15 protein-coding genes are annotated in these 18,072 nt (G+C 31.2%); all 15 read left to right on the top strand.

Going from position 1 to position 18,072, the window contains the following annotated elements:
* Window positions 1-32: 32 nt before the first annotated feature.
* The 15 genes from M890_RS0106365 to M890_RS0106295 all read left to right on the top strand — a co-directional run bounded on the left by M890_RS0106365 (window position 33) and on the right by M890_RS0106295 (window position 17,903).
* A complete protein-coding gene (locus tag M890_RS0106365; protein WP_028282733.1) occupies window positions 33-2,252 on the top strand; it encodes a RelA/SpoT family protein in 2,220 nt (739 codons plus the stop codon).
* 95 nt (window positions 2,253-2,347) lie between these two features.
* Window positions 2,348-2,815, top strand: coding sequence for a Fur family transcriptional regulator (locus M890_RS0106360; protein ID WP_028282732.1), 468 nt, complete (start codon window positions 2,348-2,350; stop codon window positions 2,813-2,815).
* 2 nt (window positions 2,816-2,817) lie between these two features.
* Complete coding sequence (locus M890_RS0106355) at window positions 2,818-4,089, top strand: adenylosuccinate synthase (protein ID WP_028282731.1); 1,272 nt, start codon at window positions 2,818-2,820, stop codon at window positions 4,087-4,089.
* Window positions 4,090-4,260: 171 nt separating this feature from the next.
* Window positions 4,261-6,057: an OstA-like protein gene (locus M890_RS0106350; protein ID WP_232219135.1), complete on the top strand. Its 1,797-nt coding sequence runs from the start codon at window positions 4,261-4,263 to the stop codon at window positions 6,055-6,057.
* Window positions 6,058-6,062: 5 nt separating this feature from the next.
* Complete coding sequence (locus M890_RS0106345; protein WP_028282729.1) at window positions 6,063-7,250, top strand: aspartate aminotransferase family protein; 1,188 nt, start codon at window positions 6,063-6,065, stop codon at window positions 7,248-7,250.
* A 142-nt stretch (window positions 7,251-7,392) separates the two neighbouring features.
* Window positions 7,393-8,787 carry a tetratricopeptide repeat protein gene (locus M890_RS0106340; RefSeq protein WP_028282728.1) on the top strand — a complete coding sequence of 465 codons (1,395 nt, stop codon included), beginning with the start codon at window positions 7,393-7,395 and terminating at the stop codon, window positions 8,785-8,787.
* 47 nt (window positions 8,788-8,834) lie between these two features.
* A complete protein-coding gene (locus M890_RS0106335; protein WP_028282727.1) occupies window positions 8,835-9,845 on the top strand; it encodes a DUF368 domain-containing protein in 1,011 nt (336 codons plus the stop codon).
* The gene (locus M890_RS0106330; protein WP_028282726.1) at window positions 9,846-10,865 is read left to right on the top strand and encodes a DUF368 domain-containing protein; all 1,020 of its coding nucleotides are present in this window, start codon (window positions 9,846-9,848) and stop codon (window positions 10,863-10,865) included.
* Complete coding sequence (locus M890_RS0106325) at window positions 10,834-11,601, top strand: shikimate dehydrogenase family protein (RefSeq protein ID WP_232219134.1); 768 nt, start codon at window positions 10,834-10,836, stop codon at window positions 11,599-11,601. Before M890_RS0106330 ends, M890_RS0106325 begins: the two co-directional genes overlap by 32 nt.
* Before the next feature lie 94 nt (window positions 11,602-11,695).
* The gene (locus tag M890_RS0106320) at window positions 11,696-13,603 is read left to right on the top strand and encodes a DUF349 domain-containing protein (RefSeq protein ID WP_028282724.1); all 1,908 of its coding nucleotides are present in this window, start codon (window positions 11,696-11,698) and stop codon (window positions 13,601-13,603) included.
* Between the two features lie 166 nt (window positions 13,604-13,769).
* Window positions 13,770-13,994 (top strand): hypothetical protein, encoded by a 225-nt coding sequence (locus M890_RS0106315; protein ID WP_028282723.1) that lies wholly within the window; start codon window positions 13,770-13,772, stop codon window positions 13,992-13,994.
* Window positions 13,995-14,026: 32 nt separating this feature from the next.
* Window positions 14,027-14,428, top strand: coding sequence for an OsmC family protein (locus M890_RS0106310; protein ID WP_028282722.1), 402 nt, complete (start codon window positions 14,027-14,029; stop codon window positions 14,426-14,428).
* Between the two features lie 188 nt (window positions 14,429-14,616).
* Entirely contained in the window at window positions 14,617-15,252 is a 636-nt protein-coding gene (locus M890_RS0106305; protein WP_028282721.1) for an arsenate-mycothiol transferase ArsC, read from the top strand.
* A gap of 2 nt (window positions 15,253-15,254) precedes the next feature.
* Window positions 15,255-16,301 (top strand): ACR3 family arsenite efflux transporter, encoded by a 1,047-nt coding sequence (gene arsB / locus M890_RS0106300; RefSeq protein ID WP_028282720.1) that lies wholly within the window; start codon window positions 15,255-15,257, stop codon window positions 16,299-16,301.
* 477 nt (window positions 16,302-16,778) lie between these two features.
* The gene (locus M890_RS0106295) at window positions 16,779-17,903 is read left to right on the top strand and encodes a DUF5050 domain-containing protein (protein WP_028282719.1); all 1,125 of its coding nucleotides are present in this window, start codon (window positions 16,779-16,781) and stop codon (window positions 17,901-17,903) included.
* The last annotated feature ends 169 nt before the right edge of the window (window positions 17,904-18,072 follow it).

Raw genomic sequence — 18,072 nt, 5'->3', positions numbered from 1 at the left:
TTCATTCTATTTTAAATGAAGGAGAGCAATCTATGACAGAAATCGATATTGAAAAAGAAAATGCAGACATTGCCAAAGCGTATAAACAACTGTTAAAAGTTAGTTATCGCACATTGTCTACAGAGGACAAAAAACTAATACGAAAAGCATTTGACGTAGCTGTTGAAGCGCATCGTCCTCAACGCAGAAAAAGTGGAGAAGCCTACATCTTCCATCCTATTGCTGTTGCCAAAATTGTTGCGCAACAAATTGGTCTAGATGCAACATCTATTGCTGCTGCGTTACTACATGATGTGGTTGAGGATAACGAAAACTACACCATTAAAGATATCGAAGATTTATTTGGATCTACCGTTTCTAAAATTGTAGATGGCTTGACAAAAATTTCGTCTTTAAGTAAAGAAAAAGACATGGACGTGTCTTTACAAGCCGAAAACTTTAGAAAAATGCTACTAACTTTAAATGACGACGTTAGAGTTATCATTATAAAAATAGCAGACCGTTTGCACAACATGCAAACCATGGACAGTATGCGTCCTGATAAACAAGAAAAAATAGCATCCGAAACCCTATACATTTATGCACCTTTAGCGCATAGAATTGGGTTATATAATATTAAAACAGAATTAGAAGATTTAGGACTAAAATATACTGAGCCTGATACTTACAACAAGATTCTTAATAAAATCAAAGAAAGTAAGGAAGAACAAGATGCCTATATAACCGAGTTTAATGATGTTATTAAAAAATCCTTAGACAAAGAAGGCTTAAACTATACCATAAAAGGACGACCTAAATCCATTTTTTCCATCAAACGTAAAATGGACAAGCAAGGCGTCACGTTTGATGAGGTTTACGACAAATTTGCAGTCCGAATTATATATAAAAGTGATCGTGAAAACGAAAAGTTTTTAGCCTGGAAAATCTACTCCATTGTAACCGACCATTTTAGACCCAACCCAACCCGATTACGTGATTGGATATCCTCTCCAAAATCCACTGGTTATGAAGCTTTACACATTACTGTAATGGGACCAAAAGGACGATGGGTAGAAGTGCAAGTACGTAGTGAACGCATGAATGAAATAGCCGAAAAAGGTTATGCAGCACACTACAAATATAAAAATGCCGAAGACAAAGAGGATAATTTAGACATGTGGATTAATCGTTTGCAGGAAGCGCTAGAAAATGCGTCTACCAATGCAGTCGATTTTGTAGAGCAGTTTAAACTAAACCTGTATTCTAAAGAAATTTTTGTTTTTACACCTAAAGGAGAATTAAAGTCCTTACCTAAAGGCGCTACACCTTTAGACTTTGCATTTAGTATACACACAGAAGTTGGTAAAAAAACTAGAGGCGCCAAAGTTAACGGAAAACTAGTGCCTTTAAGTCACGAATTAAGTAGTGGTGATCAAGTAGATATTATCACTTCAGAAAACGCAAAACCTAATCCTAACTGGTTAGATTACGCAACCACAGCAAGAGCTAGAGGTAAAATTAAATCGTTATTAAAAGAAGATACTAAAGTAATAGCCGAAGAAGGAAAAGAAATTTTAAGACGTAAACTAAAACAACTTAAAATTACGCTTAATGAAAAATCGGTTAATGAAATGGTAAGCCATTTTCATTTAAAAACTAGTTTAGATTTATTTTACCGTGTAGGTACAGGTAATATTGATAACACGATGCTTAAGGAGTATGCTGCTTCGCGCAGTAACGCTTTAGTAAGTTTCTTTAAAAATAAAATTACCAGAAAACAAACTATATCTGCAGAGGAGGTTAATAAAGATGAAATTACAAATAAATATGACCTATTAGTATTTGGTAAAGAAGAAGAAAAACTAGATTACAAATTAGCCAATTGTTGTAATCCAATTCCAGGAGACGCAGTATTTGGATTTATAACTATTAATGATGGTATTAAAGTCCACAAAAAAAACTGCCCAAATGCTATAAGTTTACAATCTAATTATGCGTATCGCATCATGCAAGCAAGATGGATAGACTCTTCTCAACAAGAGTTTGCAGCTCAAATAATACTATCTGGAATAGACAATTTAGGATTAGTAAACCACATTACTAAAGTCATATCTTCAAACATGCATGTCAACATGAACAGTATAAGTTTTCAGAGTGATGATGGCATTTTTAAAGGAAAAATAAATGTTATTGTACGCAACAAATCCATGCTTAAAAAGCTAATGGATAATCTTAAAAAGCTTAACGGAATTGATAAAGTAACTAGGGTTTAAAGTAGCGTTGTTAATAACTGTCTAATAACACATCTGTCAAAGTCTAAATTTTATGATTACAACCTCAAAAAAAGATGTAAATTTGCTTGGTATTTATGAGCGCAAAAACAGATATAAAAAATCAAGAGATTGTAAAAAACGTATTCACTTCTTTTTTAGAAGCGAATGGTCATAGAAAAACACCAGAACGTTACGCTATACTTCAAGAAATCTATTCTAACGATGAACATTTTGATATAGAATCCCTATATCTAAACATGAAAAACAAGAAGTATCGTGTTAGTCGTGCTACGTTATACAATACTATCGAGCTGCTTCTAGATTGCGGCTTAGTTAGAAAACACCAGTTTGGTAAAAATCAAGCACATTACGAAAAGTCTTATTTTGATAAACAACATGACCATGTTATACTTCAAGATACAGGAGAAGTTATAGAATTTTGTGATCCAAGAATTCAGGCAATTAAAAAAACAATTGAAGAAGTCTTTGATATCGAAATCTCTAAGCACTCACTATATTTTTACGGAAATCGAAAAAAAAATAATAACAACACAACTAATTAAAAATGGCAGTAGATTTACTACTTGGTTTACAATGGGGAGATGAAGGCAAAGGAAAAATTGTCGACGTTTTAACTTCAAATTACAATATCATAGCACGTTTTCAAGGTGGTCCAAATGCAGGACATACACTTAAATTTGACGGAATAAAACACGTACTACGTACTATACCTTCAGGAATTTTTCATAAAGATGCTATGAATGTTATTGGAAATGGTGTAGTAGTCGATCCAGTTGTTTTTATTAAAGAATTAGAGGGTTTAGACCAATTTGATGTTGATTACAAAGCCAAACTAATTGTATCTAGAAAAGCACATTTAATTTTACCAACGCATCGTTTATTAGATGCAGCTAGCGAAGCCTCTAAAGGAAAAGCTAAAATTGGTTCTACTTTAAAAGGTATTGGTCCAACATACATGGATAAAACTGGTAGAAACGGTATTAGAGTTGGTGATCTAGAACTAGATAGCTGGAAAGAAAAATACAGAGCTTTAGCTAATAAGCATGAAGCTATGATTGCATTTTATAATGTAGACGTACAATACGATCTAGAAGAAATGGAAGTTGAATTTTTTGAGTCTATTGAAAAACTCAAAGAATTACAATTTATAGATAGCGAAGCTTATTTACACCAATCCCTTAAAGATGGTAAAACCATTTTAGCCGAAGGTGCTCAAGGATCGCTTTTAGATATCGATTTTGGTACCTATCCATTTGTAACATCAAGTAATACAACTGCAGCAGGAGCTTGTACTGGTTTAGGTATTGCACCAAACCAAATTAAAGAAGTCTTTGGTATTTTTAAAGCATACACAACACGTGTAGGTTCTGGACCTTTTCCAACAGAATTGTTTGATAAAGATGGAGAAGAAATGGCTAGAGTTGGTCAAGAATTTGGAGCAGTAACAGGTCGTGCTAGACGTTGTGGATGGTTAGACTTAGTGGCTTTAAAATACACTTGTCGCGTTAATGGTGTTACACAATTAATGATGATGAAAAGTGATGTTTTATCTGGTTTTGAAACTTTAAAAGTAGCAACTGCTTATAAATATAAAGGTGAAACGATTACGCATTTACCGTTTAACATAGAACCGGAAAATGTAGAACCTATTTATACCGAGTTTAAAGGTTGGAGCGAAGACTTGACTAAAATGAGTGAAGCTTCTCAACTACCAAAAGAACTTAATGATTACATCGCTTTCTTAGAAGAAGAATTAGAAACTCCTATTAAAATAGTATCTGTTGGACCAGACAGAAAACAGACTATTTTTAGGTAATTAAAAAATAAATTACAATTACTAACCTGCTATTCAATATAATAGCAGGTTTTTTCATCTTAAATAATTCCTAATAGATAATACTAAGTCTATTAAATCGTTATTTTTGTGCCAAACAATAACATCTTGAAAATTAATAAACACATATATTTTTTATTCTTAATGCTAACTATGCAATTAGGAATAGCGCAACAAAAAACCATCGAGATTAAAGACTCTGGTGCTTTTGGTGATATTGACGAAGAAAACTTTCCAGGAGCAAGTATCCTAACCAGAAGTGATCAAGGTCAAGTCCATATTTACCATGATGGTATTGATATGTTTTGTGACAAAGCCATATTTTATGGTAAAGAAGATTTTGTCGAAGCCTACGGAAATGTTAACATGAAGCAAGGTGACACCATTAACTTAACGTCTAAATACGTGGAGTATTCTGGTAAAACACAATTAGCGTTTGCAAGTGGTGATGTTGTATTGACAGATCCTCAATCTACCATAACATCTGACACGCTATACTTCAACAGAGCAAAACAGGAATCCTATTATAAATCTGGAGGTAAAGTTGTAAGGGACTCATCTGGGACAATTACAAGTCGTATTGGTCGTTATTATATGAATGACAAAAAATACCGTTTTGTAGATAGCGTTAAACTCGTCAATCCAGATTACGAGCTTAACACAAAAACCCTGGATTATTATTCTGATAATGGTCACGCATACATGTATGGTCCTTCAACAATAGTTGGTGATAGCAGTAAAATATATAGCGAGCGTGGTTTTTACGACACCACAAACGATACTGGCTATTTTGTCCGAAACTCAAGAATAGACTACGATAATCGTGTTATTGTTGGTGACAGTTTACATTTTGACAGAAGATTAAATTTTGCATCAGCAACCAATAATATAACAGTTACAGATACCATTAATAGCAGTATCATTAAAGGACATTATGCAGAGGTCTATCGTGCTAAAGACTCTGTGTTTATTACCAAACGTGCATTAGCAATTACTATCCAAGAAAAAGATAGTATATACATGCATGCAGACACGTTGATGGTTACAGGAAAACCAGAACATCGTGTTACTAGAGGGTATTACAATGGTAAAGTGTATAAATCAGATATTAGTGCCAAAGCAGATTCGATTCATGCAGACCATAAAACAGGACTAACACAGTTAATCAACTTAAAACGATTAAATAAAGGCGATGCGTTTTCGGCTGCAAGAAAACCTATACTTTGGAATCTGGACAATCAAATGACAGGTGACACAATTCATTTAAAATCAAATCCTAAAACCGAAAAATTAGATTCACTCATCGTTTTTTATAATGCTTTTTTAATTAGTAAGGATACGATTAGTAAGGACTCATATAATCAAATTTCTGGTAAACGCTTAATAGGAATGTTTGATGATGATAATCAAATCAAGCAAGTAGATATACTTAAAAATGCAGAATCTATTAACTTTAGTAGAAATGATAAGCAAGAGTTAATAGGTATAGAAAAATCAAAATCTTCAGATATTATTATTTATTTTGAAGAAAAAGAAGTTGTTGAGCTTAGAAAACTTTTACAATTTGAAGGTAAGCTTTACACAGAAGAAGATTTACCATTAAACGCTAGAAAACTTAGAGGTTTTGATTGGCGAGATGATGAACGTCCAAAATCTGTTGAAGACTTATTTAAAGACGATCCACCATTTACATTACCTGTAATTAAAGGACTAGAACCCTATCAAGAAGGTGAAGAGTTTTTTGGTGAAGCCTTAATTGGACGTGTTAAAAAAGCAGACGACGAAGCTGAAAAGAAGAATTTAAACAAAAAAGACGAAGCTCCTAAAGCCTCTAGAAATGTCCCTAAAAAATTCTTAAATACAAATACTAACACTCCTGCTGTACAAAAAGCAACTTCAAAAAAGAAAACAGTTAATCAAAAAGTACAATCTAAGACTGACCAGGATTAGGAGTTATGAAGGATAGATTTTTTAAACATCAAGCACAAACGTCACCATATCCTTTAGCTCTAGAAATTTCTCATGCTAAAGGAAGTTACATTTACGACACCAATAACAAAGCTTATTTAGACTTTGTTGCAGGTGTATCTGCATGTACATTAGGACATAGCCACCCAAAGGTAGTAAATGCTATTAAACAACAAGCAGACAAGTATTTACATGTTATGGTTTATGGAGAATATGTCCAAAAACCAGCAGTAGATTTATGTAAATTTATAGCAGATCATTTACCAGAACCATTAACGTCTACATATTTAGTAAATTCTGGTACAGAAGCTATTGAAGGTGCTATAAAATTAGCACGACGTGTTACTGGACGTAGTCAGATTATTGCAGCACATAATGCCTATCATGGTAATACTTTAGGATCTTTAAGTTTAATGGACTTTGAAGAACGAAAAGCACCTTTTAGACCATTACTGCCAGATATTAGTCACATTACGTTTAATTACCAACCTCATTTTAAACATATCACAACAAAAACTGCTGCAGTAATAGTAGAAACTATTCAAGGTGGAGCTGGTTTTATAGAGCCTAAAAACGACTATTTAGCAAGTTTAAAAGCTAAATGTCAGGACGTTGGAGCGTTATTAATTTTAGACGAAATACAACCAGGTATTGGCAGAACAGGACAATTATTTGGTTTTCAAAATTATAATGTAGTTCCAGACATAGTCGTTACCGGAAAAGGATTAGCTGGAGGCTTACCAATTGGCGCATTTACAGCGTCTAAAACGCATATGGATGCCTTTCAGGATGGACCAAAGCTAAGCCATATTACAACTTTTGGTGGTAACCCATTAATTGCAGCTTCGGCTTTAGCCACATTACAAGAGGTAACAAATAGTGACTTAATGTCACAAGCTTTAGAAAAAGAACAATTATTCAGGCAACACTTACAACATCCTTTAATTACCGAAATTAGAGGTCGTGGTTTGATGTTGGCAGCAATTACAACAGATGCTAAAGTCACTGACCAAGTGGTACTACAAGCGCAAAATCAAGGATTAATACTTTTTTGGCTGCTGTTTGAGCCTAAAGCAATACGCATTACACCACCTTTAACCATCAGTAATGAAGAAATTATTAAAGGGTGTGGCATTATTATTGACTTATTAAATAAAATAACGGACTCTAATTAAAGAGTAAGACGCTTTCAATCAATCAAAAACACATCAAAACCCGTAATTGTTGATTACTTTGTTAAAAACAAAAGTGGCAAATGCCATTTAAAAAGTAATAGAACATTACATTTATTACAATAGAAACACCTAAACAGTGCCTATGGAGTTTAGTCAAGAAGAACCAAATAAAGTATCGCTTAGCAAGTTTGAATCGATGTTAAAAACAAACAATGTGTTGTTTTTTGACTCGGACGAATTTGAAAATATAATACACCATTACCTAAACCAAGGTAAAGTATCTTTAGCAAAAAAGGCTATTAAATTAGGCTTAGAGCAACACCCTACCTCTACTAATCTAAAATTATTTAAGGTAGAAATTTATGTGTTTGAAAATAAGCTAAAAGAAGCGAATCAGTTACTAGATGCTTTGTATGTATTAGAGCCTTCAAATGAAGAAATATACATTCAAAAAGCAAATATATTATCTAAAGATGATAAGCATCAAGACGCGATTAAAGTTTTAAATATAGCTTTAGATTTAGCAGAAGAATCCTCAGAATTACATTCTTTAATAGGAATGGAATATCTATTTTTAGATAATTTTGAAGAAGCAAAACAAAGCTTTATGCGTTGTTTAGAAGATGACATGGATGACTATTCTGCGTTATACAACATTATGTATTGCTTCGATTTTTTAAATGAAAATGATGAAGCCATTACCTTTCTAAATGATTATTTAGACAAAAATCCATATTGTGAAGTTGCTTGGCACCAGCTAGGTAAACAGTATTTTACATTAAAACAATACGAAAAATCTTTAGGAGCTTTTGAATTTGCTATTATATCAGACGACACATTTGTAGGTGCCTATATTGAAAAAGGTAAAGTCCTAGAAAAGTTAAAGCGTTACAACGAAGCAATAGAAAATTACGCAGTAACCTTGGAATTGGAAGACCCTACATCTTTTGCTTTATTAAGATTGGGACGATGTCATGAAAAACTAGGTCAGATAGAATTAGCAAAACAATATTATTATAAAACTGTAAAAGAAGATCCATTACTTGATAAAGGTTGGATTGCTATTACAAAGTTTTATAACAAACAAAAAAACTATCAAAAAGCATTATATTATATTAATAAAGCTATTAATATTAATGCAGATAACGCTGTATATTGGAAACTTTATGCACAAATAAACCACAGACTAAACTTTTTAGAAGAATCTGAACGTGGCTATAAGCGAGCTTTAGAACTTGGAAATTACGAGTTAGCCTCTTGGTTACAAAGAGCTGATATTTTAATTCAGTTAGGAGAGCCTGAAGCTGCAAGCTTAAATTTAATCCAGGCAGCAGAATTTTATCCAGAGGATGCTGAAATTGAGTTTAGATTAGCTGGTATTTATTATAGTTTATTAGAAACCGAAAAAGCAAGCTACCACTTAAAAAATGGACTGACTTTTGACGAGGAGCTAATTTTTATAATTGAAGAAATTTTTCCGATGGTGTACCAATCTACAACCTTTAAAAACGCGTTAAAAAAGTTACATAAATCATAACATAAAATGATTTTTGCATACCTTTGGTTACCAACAAAACTCAAATTATGCAAAGACGCTTAAAAGATTATCTTGTCATTAGCTTAAAAGGTATTGCTATGGGAGCAGCAGATGCAGTTCCTGGCGTATCTGGAGGGACTATTGCTTTTATCTCTGGTATTTATGAAGAGCTAATTAGTACAATAAGTGGAGTAAATTTATCCTTACTAAAAACCTTAAAAAAAGATGGTTTTTTCGCCTTTTGGAAACAGTTAAATGGTAATTTTATTTTAGCGCTATTAACAGGTATAATAATTAGTTTTGTCTCTTTTATGAGATTAGCTAAATATCTAATAGAGCAGCATCCCGTTTTAATTTGGTCCTTCTTTTTTGGATTAATAATAGCTAGTATATTTTTTGTTGGTAAACAAATTAACAAATGGTCTGTTAAAACCATTATTGCTTTAATTTTAGGTACCATTGCTGCTTTTTATATTACTAGCTTACCATCTTTAGCTAGTAATACCAACGCCTATTTTTTATTTGTTGCTGGAGCATTAGCAATTTGTGCTATGATTTTACCAGGTATTTCAGGTAGTTTTATACTAGTTATTTTAGGAGCTTATAAAACTTTAAGTGACGCTTTTCATGACTTTGACTTTAAAAAAATAGCCTTATTTGCAACTGGAGCAATTGTTGGTTTATTAAGTTTTAGTCACGTTTTAAAATGGCTTTTTAAAAACTATCACAACACAACTTTAGCAATACTAACAGGTTTTATATTAGGATCATTAAACAAAGTTTGGCCTTATAAAAAAACTATTTCTGTAATGGATGATGCCTCAGGTTCTGTTGTAGATTTTATGGGACTGTCAGACTATCAAACATTAAGTGTGTTTCAAAAAAATAGCTTGGATTTTGATAGCTACAAAACAGTTTTAGAGCAAAGCGTACTACCATCAACTTATTCTCAAATTAATGCAAATACAGATGCACAGTTAGTCTTAGCTATAGGATTAATGATTGCTGGTTTTTTTACTATTTTTATTCTAGAAAAAGTAGGTAACAAAGCTAGATAAATGCAAAACACACGTACATTTAAAGATAAACTATTCTTAATCTTAAAAGGATTAGGCATGGGAGCTGCTAATAAAGTTCCTGGTGTATCTGGTGGTGTTGTAGCATTTGTTGCTGGTTTTTATGAAGAGTTTATACATTCTTTACAAAAAGTAAATAGTACTGCTTTTAAATTGCTTTTAAAAGGACGTTTTAAAGCCTTTTACAATTACATAAATGGACGCTTTTTAAGCTTACTTTTTTTTGGAATGATAGTCAGCTATTTTAGTGTTTCAAAAATCCTAGATTACCTAATTACACACTATCAACTATATGTTTGGAGTGTTTTTTTTGGGATGATTATTGGATCCATTTATTATATAAGCAAAGATTTTAAAGACTGGAAAACAACAACCTATTTTGCTTTAGCTATAGGAGCTGTTTTAGGTCTTGGTATTAGTTTTTTAGATCCTGCAACTGAAAACGACAATCTGATTTTTGTGTTTTTCTGTGGCATTATTAGTGTTTCTGGAATGACATTACCTGGTTTTTCAGGTTCGTTTATCTTAATTTTACTTGGCAATTACGTCTTACTTTTAGTAGATTCTGTCAATGCGTTATTTGATACTTTTTCCGAGGTTTTAATTGGCGATTTTAGTTTTACATCAAATCTAGAACGCTTAAGAATGTTAAAAGTATTAGCGGTATTTACATTAGGTTCTGTTGTAGGTTTAGTCACCTTTTCACATGCATTAAATTACATTTTAAAACATTACAAAAGTGTTACTTTAGCCTCTATCATTGGATTTATTGTCGGCTCACTTGGCGTTGTATGGCCATTTAAACACACCATTTTTAAAACAAAAGCTACGGGAGAATTTTTAGTTGACTCTAGAGGTCAAAAGATAATTGAAAATTACGAACGTTTCTTACCAGAACTTAATACCGAAACTTTAATTGCTTTTTTCTACACCATAATAGGAATAGCAATCGTATTAGGATTAGAAATTTATGGACAAAAAACAAAGCAAACACATGCGTAACTATGGATTAATTGGTAAGGATATCTCCTACTCTTTTTCGCAAAACTATTTTTCAATAAAATTTAAGGACGAAAATATTACTGATGCTAAATATCAGAATTTTGATATTCAGAATATTAATAAATTTAAAGAAAACATATTAACCACCAAAGGGTTATCTGGTTTAAATGTTACCATCCCTTATAAAGAAAGTATTATTCCCTTTTTAGATTCTTTGGACAAAAAAGCAAAAAAAATTGGAGCTGTCAATACGATAAAATTCACTAAAAAAGGACGCCTTAAAGGTTACAATACAGATATATATGGTTTTAAAAAAAGCATAAAACCACACATTAAAAAGCATCACAAAAAAGCTTTAATTTTAGGTACAGGTGGAGCTAGCAAAGCAATTGCGTATGTTTTAAAACAGTTAAATATCCAGTTTCATTTTGTATCAAGACAGCAGTCAAAAGCAGTTAGTTACACCTATGACACTTTAACAGAAACCATTATTAATGATCACCAAATCATCATAAATTGTTCACCTGTTGGGACGTTTCCTGATGTAAATGAGGCACCAAATATACCTTATGGTGGTCTTTCAAATAAACATATATTATTCGACTTAATTTACAATCCCTCACAAACCGTTTTTTTAAAACATGGCAAAAACCATGGTGCCACTACAATTAATGGTTATGACATGTTAGTTTTTCAGGCTGAAAAATCATGGAAAATTTGGAATAAAACTCTTTAAATTAAGACTTAATCAACAAATTATTGGTAGTTTTTCAACTTGTCACTATCTTTAAAAGCTAAATACATAAATATCAACTAAAAACATTTTAAAAATGTCAGAGCTAGATAACCTGCAAAATGCAGATGGAACGAAAGAAAATACTGAAAACGTACAACCAAAAACACCACAAGAAGTAACTTCTAATACAGAAGATAACGATGATGTTTTAAATGAAATTGAAGATTCTAACGCGGAAGACGCTGAAGATGAAGGTAACGTTGACAGACACAATATTGAAGACAAAGATTACGAGTCGCTTAATTTAGAGCAATTGGTAATAGAGCTTGAACGTTTGGTGAAAAACGAAAAAGTACAAGCCATTAAAAAGCATGTAGACGCTATTAAAACAGAATTTGACAAGCAGTTTCATGAGCTTTTAGATGAGAAAAAAGAAGAATTTTTAAGTAGTGGTGGTAATGAGATTGATTTTAGATATCACACACCTTTACAACAAAACTTTAAAGACATATATAAAGATTACAGACAGCGTTTAAGTGCTCACTACAAAAATATAGAGCAAAACCATAAGCAAAATCTTACTAATCGATTAGCCATCATAGACGGTATTAAAGCATTAACAGAAGATGCTGAAGACTCTATGAATACTAAATACAAAAAATTTAAAGACTTACAGGACCAATGGAAAACTGCTGGTCCAATACCAAGAGACAAGTATAACAACGCTTGGAATAGCTATCATTTTAATGTAGAACGTTTTTATGACTTACTACATTTAGACAGAGACCTACGTGATAAAGATTTTGAACATAATTTAGAGCTTAAAACTAAAATTATCGAACAAGCGGAAGCGTTAGCTGATGATGAAAACACAAACAGAGCTTTTAGAGAACTTCAAAATTTACATAAAATTTGGAAAGAAGAGCTTGGACCTGTAGCAAGAGAGCATAGAGAACCAATTTGGGAACGCTTTAAAGAAGCGACTAAAAAAATTAATGCTAAGCGTCAAGATTACTTTAAAAACTTGGACACTGTTTATGAGCAAAACTTATTAAACAAACAGGCTATTATCACGCTTATTGAAGAGAAAGCAAATGAAAAAATTACTAACCATAGTGGTTGGCAAAATAAGATTAAAGAAATTGAAGCCTTAAGAGAAGAGTTTTTTAAAGCAGGTAAAGTACCTGTTAAGGTTAACGAAGCAACATGGGCTAAATTTAAAGAAGCGGTTAGACGTTTTAACAGAAACAAAAACGAGTTTTATAAAAACTTAAAAAAAGACCAATACGACAACCTAGAGAAAAAACTAGCGTTAATTAAAATTGCCGAAGACAATAAAGACAGTGAAGATTTTGAAGCAACAACACAGTTGATGAAAAAAATTCAAGGCGATTGGAAACGTATTGGACATGTACCTAGAAAAGATAGTGACAAAATTTGGAAGCAATTTAAAAGTGCTTGTAACCACTATTTTGATCGTATTAAAGAACAACGTAATGCTGCTAGTGCAGAAGAGGAAGAGGCTTTTACACAAAAAGAAGCCTTACTATCTGAGGTTAAAAACCTGACACTTTCTGGAGATCAAAAAACGGATTTAGCAACTATTAAAACACAAATTAATAGCTGGAAAACTTTAGGTCGTGTACCACGTAATAAAAGACAAATAGAAAGTGACTTTAACGATACACTGGATGGATTATTTAAATCTTTAGATTTAAACAAAACTGAAGCAGAGCTAATTAAATTTGAAAACAAATTAGATCAATTAGCGTCTGGAGATGACAGCAGAGCTATTGATAACGAACGTTTTTATATCCAGAAAAAAGTTGACGACATTAAAGGAGAAATAATTCAATTAGAAAATAACCTTCAATTTTTCTCTAATGTAAAATCGGATAATCCTTTAGTTAAAGAGGTGCATAAAAACATCAAAAAACATAAGGACGACTTACAATTATGGAATACAAAACTTAAAAAAATAAAAGGATTGTACGACCAATAAAATCTAACAATAAAATAACTAAAGTTGTTATAAACATTACCTAAGTAATGGATATAGCAACTTTTTTTTTGCTTTAACAATGCTAAACAAAAACTAAATATAGTTTAGTAAAATAATAACCTTATACATATTAAAGTATATGGTTTTAAATTACTAAATTACTGTTATGAAAATAAACCTATTATCCTGCGACGCGATTAGACCTGACAAAAAAGGAATTGCTAATTGTATCGAAGCTATTGCAAAAGATATTAATGCAGCACAAGCCTTTCAATTTACAGAAATTTTATTAGAAGGAGATCCTGTAGATTTTGAAGTAAATGACAAAAACTCTGGATCTGCGTTAAGAGCCTTGCGCAAACTGGATATAGATTATCAAATATTAGACTAAAATATTAGTAACAACATTGTAAGTTATTTATTATGACATATACTATTAACGCTAAATCCTTTGCCAATAAGGACGCTTCCATCACTATAAAAGAGACTTCGATACAATTTGGTACTACACCACAATCTAACGATACGCTTGCTAGTCCAGCTGATTTATTTTTAAGCGCATTTGCTGCTTGCATTTTAAAAAATGTGCAACGTTTTTCTGTTTTAATGAAATTTGAATATGCTTATGCAGACATTACAGTAAACGCAATCCGATTAGAAAAACCTCCTAGAATGGATCATATAGACTATCAACTAACAGTGTACACAAACGATCAAAATCTAAATAGTGCTTTACTAAAAAAGAATATTGAAAAGTTTGGCACCATTTATAATACAGTTAAATTAAGTTGTACTATAAACGGAACCGTTACAACAAAAACATAAATCCATTAACAGACTACAATTCTAAGATTAACTTTATGTAAAGTAATACATAATTGAGATATAATTTATTTGAATGTTAAAATATTAATCGTAACATTGCAATGAATTAATTAATAATAGAATTAATTTAAATATCAAAAAATATATTAGTCATATAATACAAACTGTTTTTTTAAAATCAACTTACAATGAAGTCTAATACACAGCCTATACTATTTGAAGACATAGAAAAAACAATTAAGCAATTAAGACCAGATACCATTTCTGAATCACGAAAAGAAGTATTACAGCCTTTAGCTGATTATATACAATCAAAGGTGAATAATAACCAAGAAATACGTATTAATTTTATTTGTACACATAATTCTAGACGCAGTCATTTATCGCAAATTTGGGCACAAACAATAGCCAGCTACTTTGCTATTAAAAACGTATTTTGTTACTCTGGTGGTACTGAAGCAACAGCAGTATACCCAATGGTTATCAAAACATTAAACCAATCTGGGTTTAAAATAAATGCTCTATCAAACGATAAAAATCCAATTTATTCAATCAAATATTCTAATAACGAACATCCAATTATTGGTTTTTCAAAAACATTAGATAACGATTTTAATCCGCAATCACAATTTGCTGCAATTATGACTTGTAGTCAAGCAGATGGTGGTTGTCCATTTATTGCTGGTGCAGAGCAACGTACACCTATTACTTTTGAAGATCCAAAAGCATTTGATAACACACCACAACAAGAAGAAAAATACAAAGAAAGAAGTTTGCAAATAGCAACTGAAATGTTATTTGTTTTCTCTCAAATAAAATCATAGAAATGGCTACAAAAAAATTAAGTTTTCTAGATAAAAATCTAACACTATGGATATTTGTAGCAATGATAATTGGTGTTGGACTTGGGTATTTTATACCAACCTTTCCAGATATTATAAATTCCTTTAGTAGTGGATCTACAAATTACCCAATTGCAATTGGTTTAATTTTAATGATGTATCCACCATTAGCAAAAGTTAATTACGCTTTATTACCAAAGGTTTTTAGAAACACTAAAATATTGTCAATTTCGCTTATTCTAAATTGGATTATTGGACCTGTTTTAATGTTTATTCTGGCTATTACGTTTTTAAAAGACTATCCAGAATATATGGTTGGGTTAATTTTAATTGGTTTAGCACGTTGTATTGCAATGGTCTTGGTTTGGAATGATCTTGCAGAAGGTAGTAGCGAGTATGGTGCAGGTTTAGTCGCTTTAAATAGCATTTTTCAAGTATTTGCTTATAGTTTTTACGCTTGGCTTTTTATAACCATATTACCTCCTTATTTTGGATTTGAAGGTGCTATAGTAGATATTGCAATAGGTACCATTGCAGAAAGTGTAGCTATATATTTAGGAATCCCTTTTCTTTTAGGGATTTTAAGTAGACAAATCTTAGTAAAATTAAAAGGTGAAGATTGGTATACTAATACATTTATACCAACAATATCTCCTATGACTTTAATTGCACTATTATTTACAATAGTCATTATGTTTTCGTTAAAAGGTGAGTTAATTGTACAAATACCAATGGATGTTTTGATTATTGCAGTACCATTACTTATCTATTTTTTACTAATGTTTATTATCGGATTTTTCTTTACAAAAGCTTCTGGTGCAAAATATGATAAAACCGCTTCTGTTGCTTTTACTGCTGCTGGTAATAATTTTGAATTAGCTATTGCTGTCGCTATTGCTGTTTTTGGACTTAATTCTGGACAAGCTTTTGCTGGTGTTATTGGTCCTTTAGTAGAAGTTCCTGCACTGATTTTATTAGTGAGAGTCTCGTTCTGGCTAAGAAAAAAATATTATGGAAATGCTGCTTTGTAAAAGACTGAAACCATTATAAATAAACAATTATTGTATAGATAATTACAAGTAATAAAATATAAAAAAGCACAATCTATAGATTGTGCTTTTTTAGTATAAAGTTAACCTTGCTAAAAACGTTTACTTTTTAGAAATCTCCTTTAAAATCTACATTACAAAGTTCCAGTATTTTTGAGCAGAAGATATTTGCGTGTATTAATCAACTTTATCTTAACCTTTATTCCGATACTGCATTAATTGCAAATTTGACTTTGTCATTTTTTTCAACTAAATTCGTTTAACCTCGAATATAATTCATTGAAACGGAATCATATTCGCTATGCTTTGGTAAACATTCATCAGAATTCGATTAATTCCTCGAGCTAACAAGGTCAAAAAGATAATGAAAATGGAAAAGTATAATTAACTGATTATCAATAACTAAATTTGACATTAGTCAAGATTTTAAAGAATAACAACTTAAACAACAAATGAAATATGGAGTTAATACAAAAATCTAATGAAGCTTCTCACAACAAGCTTACAAGAGTTCTCTGCTTTAAATTGATATTAATCACTAGTTTATTTCAGGTCAATGCTCAAAATGCCCCGAGATTATTAATAAACCATTTTGGTGGAGCAGGTGGTGCTTCTGCATATAACCTAAGAATTAACCAATCCTCATTATTTCACGATGTTATTGATACTTATTATAATAGTTATATCCTAAAAATTAATGTTGATGAACAGAATCCAACTCCCATTAATGTTGCATCCAGTAGTAATGATGGGTTTCTAGGAAATTATGAAGTGAATAATAATTATATTTTTCAATCTTTTATAGGTAGTAACGAGATAATAAAAAAAGATAGAATAACTGGAAATATCAGTAATGTATGTTTGTCATGTGAAGCAAAATGGATAAGACAGCATGGTGATTATATATATTATGTTAATGAGAATGAAGATATATACAGAACAAATTTTATAGACTCTGATTTAAATGATAAGGAATTAGTAGTTAATATTGCCTCTAGCGGAATTAAATTGTTAACATTTTATGGGGATGAATTATTTTTTTTAGATAATGCAAATAAAAAAATTTCAAAAATTAATGCAAGTAATAATATTGTAGATATTGTTTCTTTCACTAATAATGGTACATTCACAATAGATGGAGATTTTTTATATTACATAGACATTAATGATGATTATAGTGAATCATCATTATTAAAGTTTGACTTGATTAACTATGACACACCAATTGTTTTATCCTCTGATTTTTGGTCTAGTAGTATTGTTGCTAAAGATGATTATTTGTATTATATGGTTGGTGCTGGCACTGGCATTTCGATTTATGAAATTAGCTTAGAAAGTTTAACTCTGTCAATTGAAACACATAATAATATCAGTGATGTTCAGATAGAATATACAACAACGAACTATATAAAACTTATTAATTTGAAAACCTCAAAAGACTATCTAATTTATGATTTATCTGGTCGAGAAGTTCTAAGTGGTATAGTTTTTCCAGATGGAAAAATTGATATAAGTAAAATATCATCAGGATTGTGGGTTTTAAAGTTAGATAATAGTAGTGCCTTTAAGTTTATAAAAAAATAAACGTTTGCCAACAACATATATAATTTATTGCTAGTTCTAGCCTACTTACGAAAATCCTCGCGGATTTTCTAGTTGGTTTTTATTTACTAAATTACGTGCTAAACCACGCAACAAACCATATACAAACACGTTAAACGAACATTAATAAATCACATAAAAAAGCACAATC

Source organism: Olleya marilimosa CAM030 (assembly GCF_000518485.1).
Lineage (GTDB): Bacteria > Bacteroidota > Bacteroidia > Flavobacteriales > Flavobacteriaceae > Olleya > Olleya marilimosa.
This window is presented reverse-complemented; position numbering and strand designations above follow the sequence as displayed.

Coding starts and splice junctions, on each gene's coding strand:
- M890_RS0106360 (WP_028282732.1), top strand. CDS start 2,348: ATGAGCGCAAAAACAGATATAAAAAATCAAGAGATTGTAAAAAACGTA.
- M890_RS0106335 (WP_028282727.1), top strand. CDS start 8,835: ATGCAAAGACGCTTAAAAGATTATCTTGTCATTAGCTTAAAAGGTATT.
- M890_RS0106365 (WP_028282733.1), top strand. CDS start 33: ATGACAGAAATCGATATTGAAAAAGAAAATGCAGACATTGCCAAAGCG.
- M890_RS0106345 (WP_028282729.1), top strand. CDS start 6,063: ATGAAGGATAGATTTTTTAAACATCAAGCACAAACGTCACCATATCCT.
- M890_RS0106350 (WP_232219135.1), top strand. CDS start 4,261: ATGCAATTAGGAATAGCGCAACAAAAAACCATCGAGATTAAAGACTCT.
- M890_RS0106330 (WP_028282726.1), top strand. CDS start 9,846: ATGCAAAACACACGTACATTTAAAGATAAACTATTCTTAATCTTAAAA.
- M890_RS0106310 (WP_028282722.1), top strand. CDS start 14,027: ATGACATATACTATTAACGCTAAATCCTTTGCCAATAAGGACGCTTCC.
- M890_RS0106325 (WP_232219134.1), top strand. CDS start 10,834: ATGGACAAAAAACAAAGCAAACACATGCGTAACTATGGATTAATTGGT.
- M890_RS0106340 (WP_028282728.1), top strand. CDS start 7,393: ATGGAGTTTAGTCAAGAAGAACCAAATAAAGTATCGCTTAGCAAGTTT.
- M890_RS0106315 (WP_028282723.1), top strand. CDS start 13,770: ATGAAAATAAACCTATTATCCTGCGACGCGATTAGACCTGACAAAAAA.
- M890_RS0106320 (WP_028282724.1), top strand. CDS start 11,696: ATGTCAGAGCTAGATAACCTGCAAAATGCAGATGGAACGAAAGAAAAT.
- M890_RS0106305 (WP_028282721.1), top strand. CDS start 14,617: ATGAAGTCTAATACACAGCCTATACTATTTGAAGACATAGAAAAAACA.
- M890_RS0106355 (WP_028282731.1), top strand. CDS start 2,818: ATGGCAGTAGATTTACTACTTGGTTTACAATGGGGAGATGAAGGCAAA.
- arsB (WP_028282720.1), top strand. CDS start 15,255: ATGGCTACAAAAAAATTAAGTTTTCTAGATAAAAATCTAACACTATGG.
- M890_RS0106295 (WP_028282719.1), top strand. CDS start 16,779: ATGGAGTTAATACAAAAATCTAATGAAGCTTCTCACAACAAGCTTACA.